Here is a 22,957-nt window from a genome sequence, read left to right on the forward strand (position 1 = left end):
ACAGCACCCCCGATGATCAGTCAGGGGATTATCGCTCTGTTAAAGTGATAATCAAGATATAAGCAGGGCCGTAAGCGCGGCCCTGCACCGCGCTTTTTCGCGGCATTTCTCGCCGGCTGTGCCGGTGCCTTCACTCATCACTCTGGCGGACGGGTCGGCTTTAGGTTCGGGCCATGCGTGAGCTATTGTTTTAAAAAAGGTTCGGAGCAGGTTTCGGTTGATATAAGTGTATTTTTCTACTTGAGCCTCGAAGCCTCAACCGACAAAGGGTCGCCAGTCGCCGCGACCCTTTGAACCCGGGCTTTTCCGCGGCATTTCTCGCCGGCTGCGCCGGTCCCTTCCCTCATCTCTCCGGCGGACGGGTCGGCTTTAGGTTCGGGCCATGCGTGAGCTATTGTTTTAAAAAAGGTTCGGAGCAGGTTTCGGTTGATATAAATGTATTTTTCTACTTGAGCCTCGAAGCCTCAACCGACAAAGGGTCGCCAGTCGCCGCGACCCTTTGAACCCGGGTTTTTCCGCGGCATTTCTCGCCGGCTGTGCCGGTGCCTTCACTCATCACTCCGGCGGACGGGTCGGCTTTAGGTTCGAGCCATGCGTGAACTATTGTTTTAAAACAGGTTCGGAGCAGGTTTCGGTTGATATAAATGTATTTTTCTACTTGAGCCTCGAAGCCTCAACCGACAAAGGGTCGCCAGTCGCCGCGACCCTTTGAACCCGGGCTTTTCCGCGGCATTTCTCGCCGGCTGCGCCGGTCCCTTCCCTCATCTCTCCGGCGGACGGGTCGGCTTTAGCCCACATCCATGTGGGCGGACGCCTCTCACCGCCATCCTGGCGGTTCGCCCCTGCCTGCGTTCTTCGCTCAGCGAGTCATGACGCTCTTGGAAGGTCAACGTCAAAGGCTACTGATAAAAAAATAATGATTAATTGATAAAATCCTGAGGTTTTCATTTTCTCTTTTGATTATTTCTTTTGTCTTTTGTCTTTGACCTTCCCCCGAGCATCATGAATTGCTGAGGGCGGAATGGAGGCAGGGATGAGCCGCCAGGACGGCGGCGAAAGGCGTCCGGCTACAGGGACTGTAGCCTAAAGCCGACCCGTCCGCCGCAATGACAACCGAGGGGACCCGCAACGCGGGCAATTTATGCTGCGGAAAGCGCGGGTGCAGGGGACACGCTTTTGTCCCCTGCTTGATTGCCGATCTTCACACTGGAAGAACGAAACAAAACCCAAAGCAATCAACCAACAAAGCCTTCTTTTGAAAGTCAGAAATATCAAAATTGCAATAAAAAACTCACCCCGCATCAAGCACCTTACTGATCTTCTCATAAAGGTCGCCAGACAAATTCTCCAATCCCTTCAATTGCTCCAACGCCCCCCGCATCATCACCTGCCGAGGTGCATCATAGCGTTTCAAACGGATCAGTGGCTCGATCAGTCGCGCTGCCACTTGCGGGTTACGCGTATTCAGATCCCTAAGAATCTCAGCCAGAAACTGATAACCCTTACCGTCAACCGCGTGGAAGGCTGCCGGATTGCCAGAGGCAAATCCACCAATCAGTGAACGCAATCTGTTGGGATTACTCAGCGTGAACGAACGGTGGTTCAACAGCGATTTGACCTTATCCAACACATCCGCCGCCGGACTGGTAGCTTGCAGAACAAACCATTTGTCCATCACCAATCCATCCTGATGCCAGCGCTCGTCAAACTCGGTCATCAACGTATCCCGGCAAGGCAATTGCGCAGAGACCGCAGCACTCAGGGCACCCAAAGAGTCGGTCATGTTATCGGCGTGATAATACTGGTCACTCACCAACTTATCAGCCAGTTTGGTATCCCCAAACGCCAGATAGTGCAGGCATACATTGCGCAGCGTACGTTTGGCGATATCAGCATGTACTACACGGTATTCAGCAATCTTGTTGTCGTTGTAAACAGCAAGCCACTCGTCTGCCATTTCAGTTGCCAGACAACGGGTAATCGCTTCATGCACCGCGGAAATAGCCCATGGATCGATGGTGTCGAAAAGCTCAGCAATCTCATTTTCCGACGGCAACGTCAGAATCTGGGCTGCAAGTGCAGGATCGAGATTCTCATCCAGCAATACGGCGCGGAAAGCATCGGCAACGTGCAGTGGTAGAGACAGCGCCTGTCCCTGCTGCTGACGCGCGACGTTGAGTTTGATGTATGTGGCCAGCAGACTCTGCGCCGCATCCCAACGTGAAAATTCGTTGGTGGCGTGTTTCATCAGGAATGTCAGTTGCTGGTCACTGTAGGGATAATCCCGTTTTACCGGGGCAGAAAACTCACGTAATAAAGAAGGGATCGGCATGTGATCCACACCATCGAAAACAAAAGTCTGTTCAGCGGCCATGACATTCAGCACATGGTGGACCGGCTTGCCGTCCCGCTGCAATGTGATGGCATTCCCTGCTTCATCATACAACTCAATATCCAGAGGGATATGCAGCGGCAACTTTTCGGCTTGATCGGCGGTAGGCGGGGTTTTCTGGCTAACATGTAAACGGTATTGCTTATGCTCCGCATCATATTCATCACGCACGGTCAACACCGGTGTCCCCGCCTGGCTATACCAGCGGCGGAACAAGGAAAGATCGACATTTGATGCGTCTTCCATTGCCTGAACGAAATCATCACACGTGGCAGCACTGCCGTCATGACGTTCAAAATAGAGCTGAATACCCGCCTGGAATTTCTCTTCTCCAAGCAGCGTATGCATCATACGAATCACTTCTGACCCTTTTTCATACACTGTCAGCGTATAAAAGTTATTCATTTCAATGACTTTATCCGGGCGGATCGCATGCGCCATCGGACTGGCATCTTCAGCAAACTGAGCGCCACGCATGACGCGTACATTATCAATACGATTTACCGGGCGCGAACCCAAATCAGAACTGAACTCCTGATCGCGGAATACCGTCAGCCCCTCTTTCAAGCTCAATTGGAACCAGTCGCGGCAGGTCACGCGGTTGCCGGTCCAGTTATGAAAATATTCGTGACCAATCACCGCTTCTATATTCAGATAGTCTTTATCCGTAGCGGTTTCCGCTTTGGCCAGCACATATTTGGAGTTGAAAATGTTCAGCCCTTTGTTTTCCATCGCCCCCATATTGAAGAAATCGACGGCCACGATCATATAAATGTCGAGATCGTACTCCAGGCCAAAACGGGTTTCATCCCACTTCATGGACTGCTTGAGTGAAGCCATCGCCCAATCGGCACGATCAAGATTACCGCGGTCAACATAGAGTTCGAGCGCGACATCACGACCCGGACGGGTGGTAAAGGCGTCACGCAAAACATCAAAATCCCCGGCGACCAAAGCAAACAGATAAGAGGGTTTCGGGAACGGATCCTGCCATTTTACCCAGTGACGCCCATCACCCAAATCGCCCTGATCGATACGGTTGCCGTTGGACAACAAGAAAGGATAACGCGCTTTATCCGCAACAATCCGGGTGGTGAAACGTGCCAAAACGTCTGGACGATCGAGATAATAGGTAATGTGGCGGAAACCTTCGGCTTCACATTGAGTGCACAATGCCTCGCCGGAGAGATACAGCCCTTCAAGGGCACTGTTTTTAGCCGGGTGGATCTCATTTACTATGGTTAACGTGAATGTATCAGGCAGTTGATTGATAATCAGCGTATTTTCCAGTTGCTGAAAACTCGGCCAGGGTTGCCCATTAACATTAACGCTCACCAACGTCAGGTCTTCGCCATTCAATACCAGCGGCGCGCCAATGGCTCCCAGGCGTTTAATCTCACTGGTCGCCGTGACTTTGGTCGTTTCCGCATCCAGTTCAAAATTCAAATCCAGATCGGTAATGGTGTAGTCCGGAGCACGATAATCGTGACGGAATTTTGCTTGCGGTTGATGTGTCATAAAAAACCCTTTCAACGTTCAGTAAGTTATGTTCAACGAGTCTATTCTGGTTACGGGCAGGTTGCAAAATGGTAACGTTAAAAAACATAACTTAACGCCGAGGGCACGTTTAATCCTCGACCTATGCCGTGCTTTTATGGTGTGATGAGACTTCAATAACAGGATAATCAAGGTATACTCCTTCAACTTTGACGATTATCCCGAATGTGGAATTGCTCCTAACGAGGACGCTGTAACGCGCCATGACCCAATACGCTTCCCCGCTCTTGACCTCAATACTCGATACCGATGCTTATAAGCTGCATATGCAGCAAGCGGTCTATCACAGATACCATAACATTACTGTTGCGGCGGAATTCAGATGCCGTGGTGATGAATTACTGGGTGAATATGCTGAGGAAATCCGCGCGCAAGTCAAGATGATGAGCGCAATGGCGCTGACAGAGGCCGAATACCGCTACCTCAGCAGCCTGCCCTTTTTCCAGAAAGATTATCTGCACTGGCTGAAGGATTTTCGCTTCAAGCCGCAGCAGGTCGAAGTGTTCAACCAGGACGGCAAGCTCACGATCCGCATTGCGGGTCCCTGGCGTGAAGTGATCATGTGGGAAGTGCCTTTGCTGGCGGTGATCAGCGAAGTGGTGCATCGACATCGTTCGTCACAAGTCACTGTCGAGATGGCAGTAGACCAGTTACACAAGAAACTAGCGCGTTTCAAAAAGATGGCGTCAGATATTGATATCTCGCATTTCAAACTGATGGATTTTGGCACACGCCGCCGTTTTTCAGGCAAGGTTCAGCACGCTATCGTCAGCACCTTGAAAGCCGAGTTTCCTTATTTGGTCGGGACGAGCAACTACGATCTGGCTCGTCAACTGAATCTTTCACCTGTCGGCACCCAAGCCCATGAATGGTTCCAGGCGCATCAGCAAATCAGTCCCGTGCTGGCCAACAGTCAGCGGGCTGCATTGCAGGCCTGGCTGGATGAGTATCCGGCACAACTCGGTATCGCCCTGACAGATTGCATCGCTATGGACGCCTTTCTGCGGGATTTCGGCGCGCAGTTTGCCGACCGCTATGACGGGTTGCGACATGATTCTGGGGATCCGGTTGAATGGGGAGAAAAAGCGATTGCCCACTATCAGAAGCTGGGTATCGATCCAATGACCAAAACACTGGTGTTCTCCGATAATCTGGATCTGGACAAGGCGCTGGATCTGTACCGCCATTTCTACACGCGAGTAAAATTGGTTTTCGGGATTGGTACTCGTCTGACCTGCGACATTCCCGGGGTGAAACCACTGAACATCGTGATTAAGCTGGTGGAATGCAACGGAAAACCCGTAGCCAAATTGTCAGATAGCCCAGGTAAAACCATCTGTCATGACCAAGCATTTGTTAAAGCGCTACGCAAAGCCTTCGATTTGCCTCTGGTGAAAAAAGCCAGTTGATCGCCAATTCACAGGCCGTACGCAGATAACTGCCGCGGTCTGTGCGCGCAACCACCACTTTTCCTTCCTGATTGCGATTAATTCCCGTCTTACGCCTCTATTCCACGTAAACGCAACAAATGTTGCCCCAGAGCCGCTATTTCTGCTTGTGTCCTGCACCACGGTAAGTAACATAGCAAAATCCCCGGAATTGGGGTGTCCGTTATCCTGAATAAACATTTATTAAAGAGAGAAATCTATGAGCGTTGTGCCTGTAGTCGACGTACTGCAAGGCCGTGCTGCGGTTGACAGCGAAGTCACCGTCCGCGGTTGGGTGCGTACCCGGAGAGATTCTAAAGCTGGTATCTCCTTCCTCGCCGTTTATGACGGCTCCTGCTTTAATCCCTTACAGGCCGTCGTTAATAATTCTCTGCCCAATTATCAGGATGAGGTTCTGCACCTGACCACGGGTTGTTCGGTTGAAGTAACCGGCACGGTTGTTGCGTCCCCTGGTGAAGGCCAGAGTTTTGAACTTCAGGCGACCACAGTGAAAGTCGTGGGTTGGGTCGACGATCCCGATACCTATCCGATGGCGGCTAAACGCCACAGTATCGAATACCTGCGTGAAGTCGCCCACCTGCGCCCACGTACCAATATGATTGGTGCTGTGGCGCGCGTTCGCCATACCCTGGCGCAGGCGCTGCACCGCTTTTTCCATGAAAACGGTTATTTCTGGGTTTCCACCCCGCTGATTACTGCGTCCGATACTGAAGGTGCTGGCGAGATGTTCCGCGTTTCCACGCTGGATCTGGAAAACCTGCCGCGCACCGATGAAGGTAAAGTCGATTTTAGCGAAGACTTCTTCGGTAAAGAGGCCTTCCTGACCGTTTCGGGTCAGTTGAACGGCGAAACCTACGCCTGTGCGTTGTCAAAAGTTTACACTTTCGGTCCCACTTTCCGTGCTGAAAACTCCAATACCAGCCGCCATCTGGCTGAGTTTTGGATGATTGAGCCAGAAGTCGCGTTCGCAACGCTTGATGATGCGGCCGCGCTGGCCGAGAAAATGTTGAAATATGTATTCCAGGCCGTGCTTGATGAACGTGCTGACGACATGGCGTTCTTTAATGAACGGGTAGATAAAGATGCCATGGATCGTCTGAAAAGATTCGTTTCCTCCGATTTCGCCCAGGTTGACTATACCGACGCCGTTGAGATTCTGATTAAGAGCGGTCAGAAGTTTGAGAATGATGTCTCATGGGGTATCGATCTATCCTCTGAACACGAGCGTTATTTGGCTGAGAAACACTTTAAAGCACCCGTCGTAGTTAAGAACTATCCGAAGGACATCAAAGCCTTCTACATGCGTATGAATGCTGACGGAAAAACCGTCGCGGCCATGGACGTATTGGCACCAGGAATCGGCGAGATCATCGGCGGTTCGCAGCGTGAGGAGCGTCTGGATATTTTGGATGCGCGTTTGGAAGAGATGGGTCTGAATAAAGAAGATTACTGGTGGTATCGCGATTTGCGTCGCTACGGTACCGTACCGCATTCCGGCTTTGGACTCGGTTTTGAACGTTTAATCGCCTATGTCACTGGCGTGCAAAATGTCAGGGACGTGATCCCGTTCCCAAGAACACCACGAAACGCCACGTTCTAAAGCTATATTTCTTCAGTATAAATACAATTTTGTTACAAAACAGAGGCCAGCAATGCTGGCCTTTTACATTTTTAAACTTAGACCTTTGTCACAAAGTTCCCTATTTTTTACATTTTGTAATACATAGTTTCTTTCTGAAACAGGATTAGGGGATTCGTAGCATTTTCGGTGTGGATTAACAGGTCAGTGAATGGAACACTGCGTTCAGACACAGGAGACACCAAACTCTCAACAATAGTTCCCTAAATTATTGTCGGCAGTGGCAAGGTGTCCAAATAACACCAATGAGGGTAATTAATAATGATGAAGCGCAACATTCTTGCAGTGGTTATCCCGGCTCTGCTGGCTGCTGGTGCAGCAAACGCAGCAGAAATCTACAACAAAGACGGCAACAAACTGGATCTGTACGGTAAAGTTGACGGTCTGCACTACTTCTCCGATGACGATGGCAGCAACGGCGACAAATCATACGTCCGTTTTGGCTTCAAAGGTGAAACGCAAATCACTGACCAACTGACCGGTTACGGCCAGTGGGAATACAACATTCAAGCGAACCACACTGAAAATGGTGAAGACGCACAAGACGGCAACAAAACCCGTCTGGGCTTCGCTGGTCTGAAATTTGCTGATTACGGTTCATTCGATTATGGCCGTAACTATGGTGTTGTTTACGACACCCTGAGCTGGACCGACATGCTGCCAGAATTCGGTGGCGACTCTGACTACACCGATGGCTACCTGACTAACCGTACTACTGGCGTTGCTACTTATCGTAACAACAACTTCTTCGGCCTGGTTGATGGCTGGGATTTCGCAGTACAGTACCAGGGTAAAAATGACCGTACCGACCTGAACCGTGCTAACGGTGACGGCTATGGTATTTCAACTTCTTACACCTCACCAATCGGTGTTGGCATTTCTGGTGCCTACGGCGCGTCTGACCGTGTTGATGGCCAGTCCAACTCCGCTATCGGTGGCGGTGATAAAGTTGAAACGTGGGCAACTGCTCTGAAATATGATGCAAACAACGTGTACTTGGCTGCAATGTATGCTGAATACCGTAACCTGTCTGCAATCAGCATTCCAACTGCAGTCCCAGGCGTAAGCGTTAGCGGTTTTGCTAACAAATCCCAGGTGATTGAATTGGTTGCACAGTACCAATTCGACTTCGGTCTGCGCCCATCTCTGGCATACATCCAGTCTAAAGGCAAAAGCATCGAAGGCGTAGGTGATGCTGATCTGGTTAAATACATTGATGTCGGCGCAACTTACTACTTCAACAAGAACATGTCTGTCTATGCTGATTACCTGATCAATCAGATCAACGACGACAACCCACTGGGTATCAACGACGACGATATCGTTGCTGTTGGTCTGGTGTACCAGTTCTAATTCCGCTGTTTATCTGAACGTTTAGTTTAGAGGTAGTGGTTCAGTTTGAATGATAGTTAAGGCAGGGCTTCGGCTCTGCCTTTTGCATTTTTTAGTGGTTAAAAAGCATAAAAACGATCCTTTTTCTCTCCCCTTCTTGTTAAGTTTTCCTCATTGCGAGCCTGCTTGCATAACAATCTTTTCTTTCTTATCGCAAACGGTTGGCAAAGCCGTTAACTGGCGGTAACCTGATACTTCTGACCGATAAACACCAAGCCACGGAAGCTTCTGACATGTTTGAGAAAATCACTGCCGCACCTGCCGATCCTATTCTGGGGTTGACTGACATTTTCCGCGCTGACGAACGCCCTACCAAAATTAATCTGGGTATTGGCGTCTATAAAGATGAAACGGGTAAAACCCCGGTTCTGACCAGCGTTAAAAAAGCAGAGCAGTATCTGCTGGAAAACGAAAGCACCAAAAATTATCTGAGCATTGAAGGCCTGCCCGCTTTCGCCAGTTGCACTCAGGAATTGCTGTTTGGCAAGGACAGCGCCATCATCAGTGACAAGCGTGCAAAAACCGCACAAACCCCTGGCGGTACCGGTGGTTTACGTGTTGCAGCCGATTTCATTGCCAATCAGACCAATGCCAAACGTATCTGGATCAGCAATCCAACCTGGCCTAACCACAAGAACGTCTTCTCTTCAGTCGGTCTGGACGTGGCTGAATATGCTTACTACGATGCTGCCAATCATGCGCTGGACTTTGATGGCATGGTCAACAGCCTGCAAGCCGCGCAAGCCGGTGATGTGGTTCTGTTCCACGGTTGCTGTCATAACCCGACAGGGATTGACCCAACGCCAGAGCAATGGGCTGCGTTAGCCGAAATCTCTGCGAAGAAAGGTTGGCTGCCACTGTTTGACTTTGCGTATCAAGGTTTCGCCAAGGGTCTGGAAGAAGATGCCCAAGGCTTGCGCATTTTTGCTGCCAGCCATAATGAATTGCTGGTTGCCAGTTCCTACTCCAAAAACTTTGGTCTGTACAACGAGCGCGTGGGTGCCTGTACGTTGGTTGCGGCTGATGCTGAAACTGCAGAGCGCGCATTCAGCCAGGTTAAAGCGGGTATCCGCGCCAACTACTCCAACCCGCCGTCACACGGTGCCGCGATTGTTGCCACTATTCTGGGCAATGAAGCACTGCGTGCCATTTGGGAGCAGGAACTGACTGATATGCGTCAGCGTATTCACCGCATGCGTCAATTGTTTGTTAATACGCTGCGAGAAAAAGGCGCAGAGCAGGACTTCAGCTTCATCATTGAGCAGAACGGTATGTTCTCGTTCAGTGGCCTGACCAAAGAACAGGTACTGCGTTTGCGTAATGAGTTTGCGGTGTATGCTGTGAACTCAGGTCGAGTCAACGTAGCTGGCATGACCCCAGACAATATGGCTCCACTGTGTGAAGCCATTGTCGCTGTGCTGTAATCACAGCGCCTGAGCAGTAAAAAAGCCAGCGGGAAGAATTATCTCCGCTGGCTTTTTTACTTGAGCGAGGTTTAAGACCGCAGTCAACGCATCTCCAGCTTGAAGTATGGCGGGTAGACACCCTAAATAATTCGAGTTGCGGGAAGGCGACAAGGCCGAGAATCCCCAGGAGCATAGATAACTATGTGACTGGGGTTCGAGGACGCAGTCAACGCACCTGCAGCGTGAAGTATGACGGGTGTTTACCAGATAGGCAGTTCATCTTGCAGGAAAGGATTACTCCTGCGCTCCTGACCGAATGTCGACATGGGACCATGGCCGGGAATAAACGCCATATCATCACCCAGAGGCAACAATTTAGTCCGGATCGCATTAATCAACGCCTGATGGTCGCCAAGAGGGAAGTCACTGCGACCCACTCCACCGTTGAATAAAACATCACCGGATATTGCCAGGCGCTGCGTCTGATTAATGAAGACGATATGACCCGGCGTATGACCGGGACAGTGCAGAACGGACAGCGTCTCGTCACCCACCCTGACCTCATCACCCTCCTCCAACCACTGAGTCGGTGACAGCGGTGCACACTCTTCCAGACCAAACATCCGGCTCTGCTCTGGCAGCGCATCCAGCCAGAAAAGATCTTCTTTCTGTGGTCCAACTATTGGCACCTGATAGTGGGCGGCGATCTCTGCAGCCGCGCCGACGTGATCCAGATGACCGTGAGTCAGAAGGACCTGCTTAACTTCTACACCCTGGTTGGCAACCTGTTGGATAATTCTGTCTGCATCACCGCCGGGGTCAACAATGGCGGCCTGCTTGGTTTTTTCACACCAAATCAATGAACAGTTTTGGCTGAAGGCGGTGACTGGAATAATGAGATATTTCATAAAGCTCCACGACGGGCAATGACGGGCAATAATGACTATTGCCCGTATGCTAACCCAACATGCTGATAACTACCAGGATCTAACCGGGCCGGTATCAATATGCACGAAGTTACTGCGTGGATAAAATCCTACACCACCCGCCCGCATTTTTAATGCCGCTTTGCGAATATTACTGAGTTGCAGGCCTTCGATATGAAAATCCATGGCGCGCCCTTGGGTGTGATAGCTGTGCTTCGCAACACCCCGTCCGTGCTTTCGCAAATCGTCATTGGTTACCAGCGAACGATAACCTGAAACTAATTGGACTGGTTTATTGTTCCCCATCAACACTTGCAACCGATAGAGCTGGTCGAAGAGACGAGGATCAATGGTTTTCATTTTGTTGGCTCGGTAGTCACGAAACAAATGATTCAACCGGGCTAACTCATCCTTGTTATACGTTTTTCCGTCAAAGAACTCAGCCTTGATGGATTCGCCGGTATTCAGGTTATTCAACTTTAAAATACGCGGACGAGGAGTAGAGAGAGTTGCGAACGCCTGCCTTGGTAGCAGTGCGATCCCCATAGCGGCAGTACCTAATGCCAGCCATTTACGGCGATGATTATCTATTTGATCCATGAACTGTCTGATACCCGGCAAAAGAGTCAAAAAATAAGCACATTACTGTGCTTCCCGAACCTTAACCGTCATCGCAAAGCGAGTCAACCCGCGTTGCAGAAAGGCCGATGAGAGCCACAGAATAAGACTCTCATCGTAGTACCCAATTATCAGACCGTTACTTATTGAGATTTACTGCATTTATTGCAGTAAAAGTTCAGCTTGAGGAAGGATTTGTGCACCAGATCTCACTGTGTTGTCATAATTGTAAATATCTGTGCGGAATTGCGGTTTCCCGTCATCCGATACCCAGGCGGTCAGATAGTAAAGCTGAACCGGGATACGGTGGCGAATTGGAACAAACGTCGTGTTGCCCGCTTTTAATGTCGAATTGACACGGGCATTATTCCATCCCGCGTCCATCAACAGCATGTTAGCCAGATCCGAGGCACGGTTGACGCGTACACAACCGGAACTTAGCGCGCGGATATCCTTCTGGAACAGGTTATGATTCGGCGTATCGTGCAAATAGATCGCTTCCGAACTTGGCATGTTGAATTTGAAGCGCCCCAGCGAGTTCGTGGCACCCGGTACCTGACGAATGTGATACGGGAAGTTACGCGAAGACACCATACTCCAGTCAATCATTGAAGGATCGACCACTTGCGCATCGCCACTCCCCGAAATAAGCATATAACCGTGGCGCTGTAAATAGCTCGAATCCCCCATCACTTTAGGCAGGATATCTTCACGCACCAGTTTGGTGGGGACATTCCATGGCGGGTTAACGACCACGTTGTTCAGTGCGCTGCTCATCAGCGGCGTTTTACGGCTTGGACGACCGACGATAACCCGTGAAGAGAGAACTTCCACGCCGTTGAGATGGTAAACCAGCGAGTAATTGGGAATATTCACCATAATGCCGGTTTCGACATTACCAGGCAAAATACGCAAGCGTTGAATATTCAGCGCCAGCAGGGTGGCACGGGTTTGTGGCGTCACGTTCAACCAGTCACGCGTACGCTTGCCAATGATTCCGTCATCCTCCAGACCCTGCCATTTTTGAAAGCGTTTCACCCCTTCCACCAGATCGTCCGTGTAGCGATTGTCGACTACCGCAACGGCAGGAACAGGGGAAGCACCTGCACTGGTATTCGGTGGCGCCACAATGTCCTGAATAGGCGCTGCGGCAGGACTCACCACTGTCGGTGACGTATTATTCTGCGCGACACTTTCATCAACAGAAAGATCGTCATCGACCGCCGGAACATTTTTATCTGGCGTCTGGACCGGTACGGTTTCATCCACACTCTTGGCAATAGGCTGAGGTGTCATCATTCCACTGCGTGCCAGAATCTCCCGCAGAGCCGGGATATCATCACTCAGTTGGCCCGGACGCAAGCTCGGGCTATTGACCATTTGTGGCCATGGGTGGTTATCCGTCAGCATAGCTTTCAAGGCCTTATGCATTTTTGCATACTGCGGATGGTGGGGTTCCAGGGTACGGACATAGCTGTCCAGCGTTCCATTGCGCAATGCCATCTGCCACTGATTAATCACCGTGCTGGCGGGCACCGACATTTTGTAAGGTACAGAAGTATAGAGCCAGTTACTGCCATTGGCACCAACGCCGGATGTGAACTGCAAGTAGCCCAGCATCGCGTCGGACAGCACAATATCACGCGCCATACCAGTTACCGCCGGATCGCTCAACCATCGTACCCACTGGGTAAACTGTGGTTGTATACCGGAAATCGCCAGTTCAGCCAGTTGCTGTTCGAACTGTTGGACGGCTCCACTGTCTTGCCACATCGGTTGCATCTGATTAGAGGCATACAGCGAGGACAAGGTAGAAAGGAAAAAAGGTTTAATACTTTTCGGTAATGCCGACAATAACTCATTGCTGCCCTGCTGAGCGGATATCGTATGCGATACCCCAGGAAGCGTTGGCATAGCTGACCACGCCTGAAAAACAGGCGAAAGGCTATACGCAAGTGCGCAGCCCACAACTATCCGTCTAAGAGAACGTTCGCTCTTAAGCATCATCCCTTGCCCCCTGATAATGTCAAAAAATAACGGGCAACCCGTTATTCAGCACTGATTATTGGTTTAAGTATACAAACAGAAAGCGGCTTTTGCTTTGCCGATAAATAATAAACGTTTGCTACCGAATATTGGCGTCATTTTACCTATAACGTCAAATAAAGTTTGTTCTGCTAATGCGCTAAGCAGATGAAAAAAGTCGCCTTTTGGCGACTTTTTGTACAGCGCGTGACGTATTCTCAAGAGGAAGTCTAATTCTCCGTGGAATGACTGGTCACAACGGGAGGTTCAATTGGCGTAAAGCCGCGCAAGCCCACCACATGTACATGCTCATGGTTCTGGAATACCTTACGCACCAGCTTGTAGGTTGTGCCTTTCTCTGGACTGATATTCTCCGGTGCAGCAATGATTAACTGCATTTCGAGACGATCGCAAAGCTCAAACAGCGTGGCGATCGACTTCGCATCCAGACGCGCCGCTTCATCGAGGAACAGTAACCGGCATGGGGAAATATCTTTTCCACGCAGGCGACGGGACTCTTCCTCCCAGCTCTGTACCACCATAACCAGAATCGACATCCCGGTACCGATCGCCTCACCGGTCGACAGCGCACCACTTTCAGCCCGTAACCAACCATCAGAGCCACGGAAGACTTCAACTTCCATTTCCAGATAGTTGCGGTAGTCCAACAGTTCTTCACCAATGGTTTGCGGCGTGCGCTGCCCCATGTCGATTTGCGGATTCAGGCGTTGATACAGTTTTGCCAGCGCTTCAGAGAAGGTCAGGCGATTACTGGTAAACAAATCCTGATGCTGCTCCTGCTGCTCAGAGAGCACATCAAGCAGTGTCGCATGGGCTTCACGCACGTTCACATTGAGGCGTACACTCTTCACCTGACCAAAGGAGACGGCCTGCAATCCCTGATTCAGCATGCGGATACGATTCTGTTCACGCTGAATGGTTTTACGAATGATGTTGGAGACGCTTTTTGAGCTAATCGCCAGCTTCTGCTCGCGCGCCGTCAGCTCTTCGGTCAGGCGACCCAGCTCAATCTCCATCTGTTCAATCGCTTCCACCGGATCATCGGTACGAATAATATCCTGACGGATACGCTCGCGCAGATGTTGGTAAACGGCGATATAGAACTGGATTTTACGCTCAGGACGTTTGGGATCTTCTGAAAGACGCAGCACATCACGCAAATGTTCGTTATCCGCCACGGCAAGACGCAGCGCCCCCAATGCCTTATCCGACATCGAACGTAATTCGTCACCGTCCATATACGCCAGTTCGCGGCGGTGCAAGCGGCGCTCCACGCCATTATCCTTGACCAGACGCATCACGGAACACCAGCCAGCTTTCGCCGTCACCACCTGTTCACGCATCAAATAATAGTCACGCTCAAGTTTGCGCAGTTTCTTCTGTAACGCGTCCATTTCAGCTTCACAGAACGTCAGTTGCTTCTCAAGCTGATTGCGACGGGCACGGTTATTGCTGAGTGCGGCATGCAATTCATCCCTGCGCGTGCGGGCGCGAACTTCAGCGCTGGCATCTGCCTGAACGCCAATATCCTGTAACTCCTGCCCCAACTCTTTGAGCATGTCACGCTTGGCATCGTAGGAACTTTTCAGCGACGCCAGAACCTGACTGTATTGGGTAAATTGGGTTTGATGCTGACGCAACAGTTCACGACAGCGCGTACGTTCGGCTTCGGCATGTTCCAGGCGCTGGCGCAGTTTGTCATTCAGATCGGAGTTTTCGGTCAGCATGCCCGCCGAGTCGGTATAGCCGAAGTGTGAGCGACGCTGTACCACTTCCGTCAGGGAGAACGCTTGCTGCTTGGTCAGACGCTGCACATGCTGCGCCTGGGCATAATCCTCTTTCAATTGTTCATGCTGCTCAGGATCGCTTTGCAACACGGACAGCAATGGCTCCAATTTTGCCAGAGATGCGCCATGCTGCTGAATGTATCGTGCTGATGCTTGCGCCTCATCATGCTCTTCACGCATCTCTTCAACACGATCTTCCAACGTTTCATCGCTCAGCAGCGCAACACGAGGCAGCAAGCGATTCAGTATTGCCACGCTCTCTTTTGCTTGCTCATACTGCTGACGTTGCTGCTGGTTCTGCCCTTCATGGGCATTCAGCGCGCGATCAATCTCACTGCGACGGGTCGAAAGCAGGCGAATTTCAGCCTCAGGATCATTATCAAAAGCGACAGCCAGATGGCTGCCGATGAAACGACTGAACGCCTGATGCGCGCGCTGAATTTTTTGTACATCGAAAGAGAGCGTGGCGTAGCGTTCAGCCAGATCTTCACGCTCTTTATGCAGCACGTCCAAACGGTTGTCACGCGCAGCGCGACCAAAGAGCGGCACTTCAGGGAAACGTGAATAGCGCCACTGACGATCGGCAATTTTGACCACTACTGCGCGGTTCAGCTCTTCCACACCAAAGACGTTATCATCAAAGGACTGCGGATCCCCTTCGATTAAATACAAGTCTTCCGGGCACTCTTCCAATCCGTCCAGTTGATCGCGAATCAACGACAGATCAGGAACGACGATGGCATGACGGGATGGACCGTACAACGCGGAGAAATAGGGTGCGTCATCAATGGTGACATCATCGTAAATTTCAGACAGCAGAACACCACCAAAGCGTTCAGCGAGCGTGATCATACGCGGATCTTCAGCACCGCTTGGCTGACTCAGACGCTCAATTTGCGCATCAATGATACGTTTACGCGCGGAGATTTCGTCACGTTCGACGGTAGTCTCACGTTCGCTCTCCAACAATTGCTGCATGTATTCCGTAACCTGCTGGCTGGTTTCCAGCGGCTCGCGGCTCTGCTCGCTCAATTGCGACAACGCATCCTGCGCCGCCAGCCAGACCGGCGCCCGGGCGGTAAGGGCTTTGATGCGCTGTTGCAACTGCTCGTGCTCCTGACGCATTTCCATGCGGCGCTCACCCGCCTGCGACACGCAGAGCGTCAGCTCTTCAATCTGTTGTTCAAGCTCAGCCTGCAGTTCATCCAGATCCTCAGGCTGATAATCCTGACCGCAGCGCTTGCTGAACTCCTGCAACTGACGCCCGGCATCCTGTTGTTCGCGCAGGCGTTGCTCCAGCTCAGACAGACGCATACGTAGCGGTTGTACCCGCTCAGCCTGATGCTGTTGGGATGACCAGTCGCGCAGCAGGTCGCGTGCTGTCTTCCAGGCATCACTGCGGCTGACTTCGCCCGCGATTTTTACCACCAACTGGTAAGCATTCTCGAATTGGCTGTGCGCGGCATCAGCAACGCTGATTTTCTGCTCGAGCATCAGCAACATATCGGTTGCTTCCTGCTCCTTCGCCTGGAACGTATCAAGCCATTGCTCGGCATTGTCTGCCGTCAGATCCGGAAGCTGGCAGAGTTCACGGGCTCTTTCGAGCGCATGCAGCGCCTGCTGGTATTGAATTGCGCGTGTTTGCTGCACATCCAGCGCCTGCTGATAATCTGCAAGTTGGCTTTTCAGTTCATCCACTTCCTGCTCAGCCGCTTCAGAACGGGCTTCGTGTTCGGCATGAAGTTCGCTGGACTCCGCCACGACTTCGTTCTGCTCTTCAAGACGGTAGGTTAATTCTTCAAGATCAGATTCATAACGTTCAATTTTCTCCTGCTGGCGCATGGCGGTCTGCACCAGATTCAGGTGATCGCTGGCGGCCTGATAATCGGTTTCAAGATCGGATTCAGACGCGGTGTGCTCCGCCAATTCACGCGCCATATCAACATGGCGGAATTGTTCATGGGCCAACTGCTTGCGACTGGTCAGCAGATCGTTACGCAGTACCAACGCACTGTCGAGATGGATACGGCGATCGTTGGCATGGCGCATATAGTCTGCCGCCACATAAGATGTCGCTTCCGAAATGAGGTGCTTGAACAAATCGCGGTCGGACTGCGTGACGCGAATGGCTTCCAGCGTCATACGGTTTTCCCGCAGCGCGGCTTCCATATCCTGGAACGCTTTGCGCACGCCGCTATTTTCTGGCAGCAAGTAGTCGCGCAGTGAGCGGGTGATAGCGCTGGAGATACCGCCGTAAAGCGATGCCTCAATCAGGCGATAGAACTTACTGCGATCGGCGGAAGAGCGGAGCCGGCGAGGAATAACCCCCAGATCGAACATCAGCGAGTGATAGTCGGTGATGGAGCTGAATTGCTTGAACTGCACCCCTTCCATCTCTTCCACCCGCTCTTTCAGTTCCTGCAACGAGAGCACCCGCGCCTGACGCTCACCGACGGTTTCGGTCAGGATCTGCGTAGGTTGAATGGCCGTCGGCAATCCCTGGATGACGAAGGGTTTGATATCCACTTTGCGGTCGCGACCGGCGATCTGCTGCAAGCGCACACCCACGACGACGCGCTGATGCCGCGAGTTCACCACATCCAGTGTGGAATAGCAGACCCCGGCACGTAATTTGCCGTGCAGACCTTTATCGCGCGAGCCGCTGGTTGCACCAGCCTCGGTAGTATTGCGAAAGTGCAGCAAGGTGAGATCGGGGATCAGCGCCGTGACGAAAGCGGCCATGGTGGTGGATTTACCCGCCCCGTTACCGCCCGAAAGCGTGGTTACCAATTCATCGAGATCAAAGGTCCGGGCAAAAAAACCGTTCCAGTTAACCAGGGTCAGTGAGCGAAATTTACCGCGTTCAATCATTCCTATTCATCCTCTCCGCTTTCTGACGCATTTCCAGTCTGCTGTTCATCGTCGCTTTCATCATTCAGTAACAGACTGTTTTCCACCTGCATGGCTTCACCATCACGGATCATACGCAGTTGCGATTCGCGCACGTCATCACCGCTACGGACATCAGCACCGAAGCGGAATACCGCTTCGGTAATACGAAATTTGGTGCTGTCATTACCCATGAAATAGATCATGCCCAAACGACGCAGGCGGTTGAGTGACGTGCGCACCTTCTCTTGCAACTTCTGACGATCCAGATCGGAGCCGGTAGAGCGCTGGTTAACAAACTTCAGCAATTTGCTCTCGTCCGCCAGACTCAACAGTTCGTCGTACAGCTCCTGCTGACTGAAAATCCCCTCGTGCGCCAAACGTTCCGGGCTGAGGTAGAGGTAGCAGAGGATCTTTCCGACCATCATATCCAGCTCGGATAACACCGAGCGCGGGATAAGCGTGGTAGAACGCGGGCGCAGATAGAAAAATCCTTCCGGCGCACGAATCAGTTCAACGCTGTAACGCGTGTAAAATGCTTCCAGTTCGTCCTGAAAATCCATCAGGAAGGCATGATTGTCCAGTTCATCAATGCCGATATGGCGGCCACTGCGCAACTGGCTATCAAGCGCTGGAAACAACGAATTGGCTAACGCCTGTGCCAGTTTTACTGGCATTACTTGTTCAATATTTGTCGATGACATGGGCCTGCACCTTGGCTCCGTAATCATTGATTGCCTGCCATTCAGCCGGCAACCCTGAAAAATCTGCTTCAGCCACACCCAGGCGTACAGCCTGGTCGACCACAATACGTGCCACATCGAAATGACGGGCACGCGGATATTGGGTGAGATACTCGCGCATCACTGACCCTAAATTCAGCGGGGTATTCTGTTGCTGATAAATCAGCAGAGCCTGTTCGATCAGTGCCGCTAATTGCTCGCGGATCTCGCTGAACTCCTCAAACTCCAGCTCAGGTGGCAACTCACCGGTCACTTCCTCACTGCGCAAGCCCAGCTCTTCATCACGCATATCCAGCAGGCGATCTGCATTGGCAAACGTCAGCGTCCATGGACTGTCAAAATAGTTCTGAACCGATTGCCGCAGGCGCTGGGCAAATACCCGGTTTTTATCCATGTCGATCGCCGTACGGATAAATTTATGTACGTGTCGGTCATAGCCGATCCACAGATCGATAGCCTGCTGGCCCCAACTGATGATTCTGTCGAGTTTGGCCTGTAAATCAAACACCAGTTTATCGACAAAACCCAGCTCGATTCCAATCATCGTCGCTTCCTGAATACGGAACAGATTGGCCTGCAGTTTGTCACCGGCAGCTTCAAGCGTATCCTGCAACTCCCGCAGTGTACCGGACGTTTCTGACAGCAACATTTCACAACTGGAAATCGCCGCCCGCCAATCCTGGTTCAGCAACGCAGCGATATCCTCTTTTACACCCTGCTGCTGCTCATCCATGATCCGCTGGGTCATATCGATACTGTCGAAAATTTCTGCGACCGAGTATTTGAGCGGCGCAAACACGTTTCGATGCCAGTGAAACTCATCACCGCCCTCTTGCGCCGCATCGGCTGCGCGTTTCAGTTCCTGCGCAACCATCGACAACTGCATGGAAAGCCGCAGCGTTGAAAATTCACGCTGACGAATGTAGTAATCCGTAATGCCAATGCCCAGCGGCGTCAGACGGTAAATGGCATTGCCATCCGCCAGTTCGCTGGTAAAGCGGTTGATCAGACGTTGGCGCACCATATCATTAATGGCGTTATTGGCGCGCACCGCCACGGTTTCATTCGTTTGCTCAAAGCCTTTGCTGACGTGGCGAAATGCATCTATCAGTTCGCCCTCGCTCATTTCACCATCAAGGCGCTCACCGTTGAGGGCCGCAATCGCCAACAGAAAGGCAAGTCGTTCCGTTGGGAGCGAAATCGAGAAGTCATTTTTCCGGGCCCAGGCGACCAGTTCGGGTACAGTCTGGGAAAATTCACTCATAATTCGTCCTTCAGATTGGGTTTATGCGCCATAACGTGAATGTAGCGCCCCAAACTCACAAACGGTTCCTGCCGGCAGTAGCGCTGTTCCAACGCCAGTAGTTCGGCAAAATCCTGTGTTTGTTGCTGCTTATTCTTCAAATAGTCGTGGAAAACCCGCACGCCGGTTTTACCACTGATGCACATCCCCATCTCTTCCAGCCACCGATAAACATCGGGGGGATTAAGCGGGTGATCGGGTGACAACGAACGTTTATTCTTGATAGGCATCCCTTCATCGACGTAGAGAAAATTACCTACCACAACGTGTCGCATCAACAGCCCATTGTAGTTAAAAAACATCAGGGAGAGTGCCCCGCCGGGTGCCAGACAGGCTTCTAACGCCTGTAATACCTGTTGCGGATCGGCCACCCATTCCAACACTGCATGGAACAATATCAGATCAACCGGCTGTTCCAAGTACTGTGCGATATCTTGTGCCGCACTTTGTACAAATTGCATGTTCTGGCTCACACCTTTTTCATGTGCAGCCACTTTCGCCCGCGCGATCATCTCACTTGAGAGATCACACAACAATACCTTATGTCCTAAAGCGGCCAATTCGCAGGCCATTAATCCCTCGCCGCCACCGGCATCTAAAATCCGCAATGGCCGTTGAGGAAGCTGGGCCAACAGTCCGTCGAGATCCTGCCACAGTACCGCCTGACGAATCTTACCTTTGGTTGTGCCATAGATATTGCGTGAGAACTTTTCAGCAATGTCGTCAAAATTGCGATCCTGCATGGAGATCGGCCCCGCCCGATAAATCTGTTACATCAGAGTGAATGAGTTCGCTTCAAACCTGCTATTTTGGCACAGGCTGGCTTAGAATGAATCTTCTTGGCGCGCTATCTTGCCTGGATGTTGGTTTTTCGCCCAAAAGGACCCGTTTTAGATGTTATTTGACCTGAAAAAAGTCGTCGGCGGCCTGCTCATGCCGCTTCCTTTCCTGTTGGCGCTGATGGCTGTGGCCCTCATTTTGCTGTGGTTTACCCGCTGGCAAAAAACAGGGAAAGTGTTTTTTTCTCTCAGTTGGCTAATGTTGCTACTGCTAAGTTTGCAACCGATCGCCGATCGCCTGCTAAAACCCGTTGAGTCACGCTATCCAACCTATAACGAACAAGTGGCGATCAACTATATCGTGGTGCTTGGCGGTGGCTATACTTTCAATCCCTCTTGGGCACCCAGTTCAAACCTGATTGGCAACAGTCTGCCGCGCGTAGCAGAAGGCGTTCGTCAGTATCTGGCACATCCTGGGTCAAAACTGATTTTTACCGGCGCTGCCGCAAAAACCAACCCGGTAAGCAGTGCGAAAACGGCTGCCTTGGTAGCCGAGAGTCTGGGTGTGCCAGACAGGGATATTATTTTACTGGATAAACCCCGGGATACCGAGCAGGAAGCCGAAGAAGTCGCACGTCTGGTCGGTAGCCACCCTTTCCTGCTGGTCACATCAGCAAACCATCTGCCCCGAGCTATCGTCTTCTTCCAGAAAAAAGGGTTGCATCCCATTCCGGTGCCTGCAAATCAGTTGGCGATCGAGTCAGCGCTGAATTGGTGGGAGAAAGCCCTGCCGCAGGCAATGTATCTGTCGCACAGCGAAAGGGCCTGGTACGAAAAGTTAGGCCAACTCTGGCAACAGGTTAAAGGTGACGATCATTAACTAGGTTATTCGTGCCACGGAAGCAGTTGTTTATTGGCATTTTCAAAGGCCAGACGATCGAGTTTGCCCGTGTGCAAGAACCGGTCGATCGCTTCCCACATTACATACAACCAGCGGCGCGCGACGAAGGACTCAGCAACTGGCGCTTTCTGTAGATAACGGTATAACAGTTGCCCTGATAATCCATCATCACAAAGGCGGAACAGATCGTATTCCCGCGGCGCCCATAACATGTTGCCTGGATTGAGCATCGCCAGCAGTTGATCGCTGCGCGGATCTTTTAGCATACTGCGTAGATTGAGATTGCCATGTACCAATACGGCACTGTCATTGAATCCCTCGAACAGGCGCGGCAAACTGCCTTTGGCACGGTAAAGCGCGGTGCGATCTTCCAGCGTTATTTGTGACGAATTCATATTGATGACCGTCGACCACAACACCTCGACCCTTTGCATGTACCAACTGCGCCAGTTATTCTCTTGCGTACTGTCGACCGTCCCCACACAGCCATGGCTGTCAATGCGGTGCCACGCCAACATACCTTCAACGATTTGATCCATCAGCATGTCCCAACGCTGCGGAGTACGTGCGGGTGCCTCAACTGACACACCGCGCAACCGCTCCATCAGCAGGATCTCTTTGTATGGCGCCTGACTGGTGACAACCAAACCATAGACCGTCGGCAAACGCACATAGCCATCGCGCGCCAACATCGATAATTTATAGGCCTCTTGCTGCGCAACGCCTGGACAAACATAGCTTTTCGCCAAAAGCGGGATCGCATTCCCTTCTTTGTCATACATGGCATAAAGATGGGCGTAAGGTTGCTCGCTTACGCATTCAAGTCGCGAAATAGATTCACCAAGGACAATACTCAACTCTGCGATTAACTGTTCCATAGATATCCTGCGCGTAAGCGAAAATGCAGCACTATCATGTGAGTATCAGCGGATGATTTCTTCAATACAGATCAAAGAACAGCGGATAAAACCAGTGGGAATTCAGAATAGTCAGGATTGATGCCAAAAGAAAAGAATAAATATCCTCCGGCATAGCCGGAGGTTTTTCATATGCGCCTATAAGGCTCTCTTGCCAGCCGCGCCCTAACAGGCGCATCGCGATCTGACATTTGCATCTATGGATTACTTACGG

14 protein-coding genes are annotated in these 22,957 nt (G+C 51.4%); 5 read left to right on the forward strand and 9 right to left on the reverse strand.

The genetic code is table 11. The features are described 5' to 3' along the window. Positions 1 to 1,291 precede the first annotated feature (1,291 nt). Positions 1,292 to 3,910, reverse strand: a complete 2,619-nt coding sequence (gene pepN / locus DRI82_RS22580; protein ID WP_114196145.1) for an aminopeptidase N — start codon at positions 3,908 to 3,910, stop codon at positions 1,292 to 1,294. Between the two features lie 242 nt (positions 3,911 to 4,152). Here pepN and pncB point away from each other — a divergent pair, with 242 nt between their 5' ends. The 4 genes from pncB to DRI82_RS22600 all read left to right on the forward strand — a co-directional run bounded on the left by pncB (position 4,153) and on the right by DRI82_RS22600 (position 9,852). After that, complete coding sequence (pncB, locus tag DRI82_RS22585) at positions 4,153 to 5,358, forward strand: nicotinate phosphoribosyltransferase (protein WP_114196146.1); 1,206 nt, start codon at positions 4,153 to 4,155, stop codon at positions 5,356 to 5,358. Between the two features lie 238 nt (positions 5,359 to 5,596). Further along, on the forward strand, positions 5,597 to 6,997 hold the full coding sequence (asnS, locus tag DRI82_RS22590) for an asparagine--tRNA ligase (RefSeq protein WP_114196147.1): 1,401 nt from the start codon (positions 5,597 to 5,599) through the stop codon (positions 6,995 to 6,997). Positions 6,998 to 7,297: 300 nt separating this feature from the next. Further along, a complete protein-coding gene (gene ompF / locus DRI82_RS22595; RefSeq protein ID WP_281269803.1) occupies positions 7,298 to 8,389 on the forward strand; it encodes a porin OmpF in 1,092 nt (363 codons plus the stop codon). Positions 8,390 to 8,661: 272 nt separating this feature from the next. Next, complete coding sequence (locus DRI82_RS22600; protein WP_114196148.1) at positions 8,662 to 9,852, forward strand: amino acid aminotransferase; 1,191 nt, start codon at positions 8,662 to 8,664, stop codon at positions 9,850 to 9,852. Positions 9,853 to 10,094: 242 nt separating this feature from the next. On the opposite strand, the gene DRI82_RS22605 is transcribed toward DRI82_RS22600, so the two are convergent. From DRI82_RS22605 to cmoM, 7 genes are all read right to left on the reverse strand, one after another. Then, complete coding sequence (locus DRI82_RS22605; RefSeq protein WP_114196149.1) at positions 10,095 to 10,742, reverse strand: MBL fold metallo-hydrolase; 648 nt, start codon at positions 10,740 to 10,742, stop codon at positions 10,095 to 10,097. 69 nt (positions 10,743 to 10,811) lie between these two features. Further along, positions 10,812 to 11,360 carry a peptidoglycan L,D-endopeptidase MepK gene (gene mepK, locus DRI82_RS22610; RefSeq protein ID WP_114196150.1) on the reverse strand — a complete coding sequence of 183 codons (549 nt, stop codon included), beginning with the start codon at positions 11,358 to 11,360 and terminating at the stop codon, positions 10,812 to 10,814. A 180-nt stretch (positions 11,361 to 11,540) separates the two neighbouring features. Next, positions 11,541 to 13,385 (reverse strand): L,D-transpeptidase, encoded by a 1,845-nt coding sequence (gene ldtD / locus DRI82_RS22615; RefSeq protein WP_114196151.1) that lies wholly within the window; start codon positions 13,383 to 13,385, stop codon positions 11,541 to 11,543. Positions 13,386 to 13,633: 248 nt separating this feature from the next. After that, entirely contained in the window at positions 13,634 to 18,082 is a 4,449-nt protein-coding gene (gene mukB, locus DRI82_RS22620) for a chromosome partition protein MukB (RefSeq protein ID WP_114196152.1), read from the reverse strand. 2 nt (positions 18,083 to 18,084) lie between these two features. Then, positions 18,085 to 18,804 (reverse strand): chromosome partition protein MukE, encoded by a 720-nt coding sequence (gene mukE, locus DRI82_RS22625; protein WP_114196153.1) that lies wholly within the window; start codon positions 18,802 to 18,804, stop codon positions 18,085 to 18,087. Then, positions 18,785 to 20,107: a chromosome partition protein MukF gene (mukF, locus tag DRI82_RS22630; protein WP_114196154.1), complete on the reverse strand. Its 1,323-nt coding sequence runs from the start codon at positions 20,105 to 20,107 to the stop codon at positions 18,785 to 18,787. The genes mukE and mukF overlap by 20 nt, the downstream gene beginning before the upstream one ends. Further along, positions 20,104 to 20,889: a tRNA uridine 5-oxyacetic acid(34) methyltransferase CmoM gene (gene cmoM / locus DRI82_RS22635; protein ID WP_114196155.1), complete on the reverse strand. Its 786-nt coding sequence runs from the start codon at positions 20,887 to 20,889 to the stop codon at positions 20,104 to 20,106. The genes mukF and cmoM overlap by 4 nt, the downstream gene beginning before the upstream one ends. Positions 20,890 to 21,040: 151 nt before the next feature. On the opposite strand from cmoM, the gene elyC reads away from it, so the two are divergent. Then, positions 21,041 to 21,805, forward strand: coding sequence for an envelope biogenesis factor ElyC (gene elyC / locus DRI82_RS22640; RefSeq protein WP_114196156.1), 765 nt, complete (start codon positions 21,041 to 21,043; stop codon positions 21,803 to 21,805). A gap of 5 nt (positions 21,806 to 21,810) precedes the next feature. Here elyC and DRI82_RS22645 read toward each other — a convergent pair whose 3' ends face one another. Then, entirely contained in the window at positions 21,811 to 22,704 is an 894-nt protein-coding gene (locus DRI82_RS22645; protein WP_114196157.1) for a YcbJ family phosphotransferase, read from the reverse strand. Positions 22,705 to 22,957 lie beyond the last annotated feature (253 nt).

It is taken from the genome of Edaphovirga cremea, from assembly GCF_003332275.1.
GTDB classification, from domain to species: domain Bacteria; phylum Pseudomonadota; class Gammaproteobacteria; order Enterobacterales; family Enterobacteriaceae; genus Edaphovirga; species Edaphovirga cremea.

What these genes read in the sequence shown, in the direction of transcription:
- mukB (WP_114196152.1), bottom strand. Translation starts at nt 18,082, where the DNA reads ATGATTGAACGCGGTAAATTTCGCTCACTGACCCTGGTTAACTGGAAC.
- mukF (WP_114196154.1), bottom strand. Translation starts at nt 20,107, where the DNA reads ATGAGTGAATTTTCCCAGACTGTACCCGAACTGGTCGCCTGGGCCCGG.
- elyC (WP_114196156.1), top strand. Translation starts at nt 21,041, where the DNA reads ATGTTATTTGACCTGAAAAAAGTCGTCGGCGGCCTGCTCATGCCGCTT.
- DRI82_RS22645 (WP_114196157.1), bottom strand. Translation starts at nt 22,704, where the DNA reads ATGGAACAGTTAATCGCAGAGTTGAGTATTGTCCTTGGTGAATCTATT.
- ompF (WP_281269803.1), top strand. Translation starts at nt 7,298, where the DNA reads ATGATGAAGCGCAACATTCTTGCAGTGGTTATCCCGGCTCTGCTGGCT.
- cmoM (WP_114196155.1), bottom strand. Translation starts at nt 20,889, where the DNA reads ATGCAGGATCGCAATTTTGACGACATTGCTGAAAAGTTCTCACGCAAT.
- ldtD (WP_114196151.1), bottom strand. Translation starts at nt 13,385, where the DNA reads ATGATGCTTAAGAGCGAACGTTCTCTTAGACGGATAGTTGTGGGCTGC.
- DRI82_RS22600 (WP_114196148.1), top strand. Translation starts at nt 8,662, where the DNA reads ATGTTTGAGAAAATCACTGCCGCACCTGCCGATCCTATTCTGGGGTTG.
- pepN (WP_114196145.1), bottom strand. Translation starts at nt 3,910, where the DNA reads ATGACACATCAACCGCAAGCAAAATTCCGTCACGATTATCGTGCTCCG.
- mukE (WP_114196153.1), bottom strand. Translation starts at nt 18,804, where the DNA reads ATGTCATCGACAAATATTGAACAAGTAATGCCAGTAAAACTGGCACAG.
- asnS (WP_114196147.1), top strand. Translation starts at nt 5,597, where the DNA reads ATGAGCGTTGTGCCTGTAGTCGACGTACTGCAAGGCCGTGCTGCGGTT.
- mepK (WP_114196150.1), bottom strand. Translation starts at nt 11,360, where the DNA reads ATGGATCAAATAGATAATCATCGCCGTAAATGGCTGGCATTAGGTACT.
- pncB (WP_114196146.1), top strand. Translation starts at nt 4,153, where the DNA reads ATGACCCAATACGCTTCCCCGCTCTTGACCTCAATACTCGATACCGAT.
- DRI82_RS22605 (WP_114196149.1), bottom strand. Translation starts at nt 10,742, where the DNA reads ATGAAATATCTCATTATTCCAGTCACCGCCTTCAGCCAAAACTGTTCA.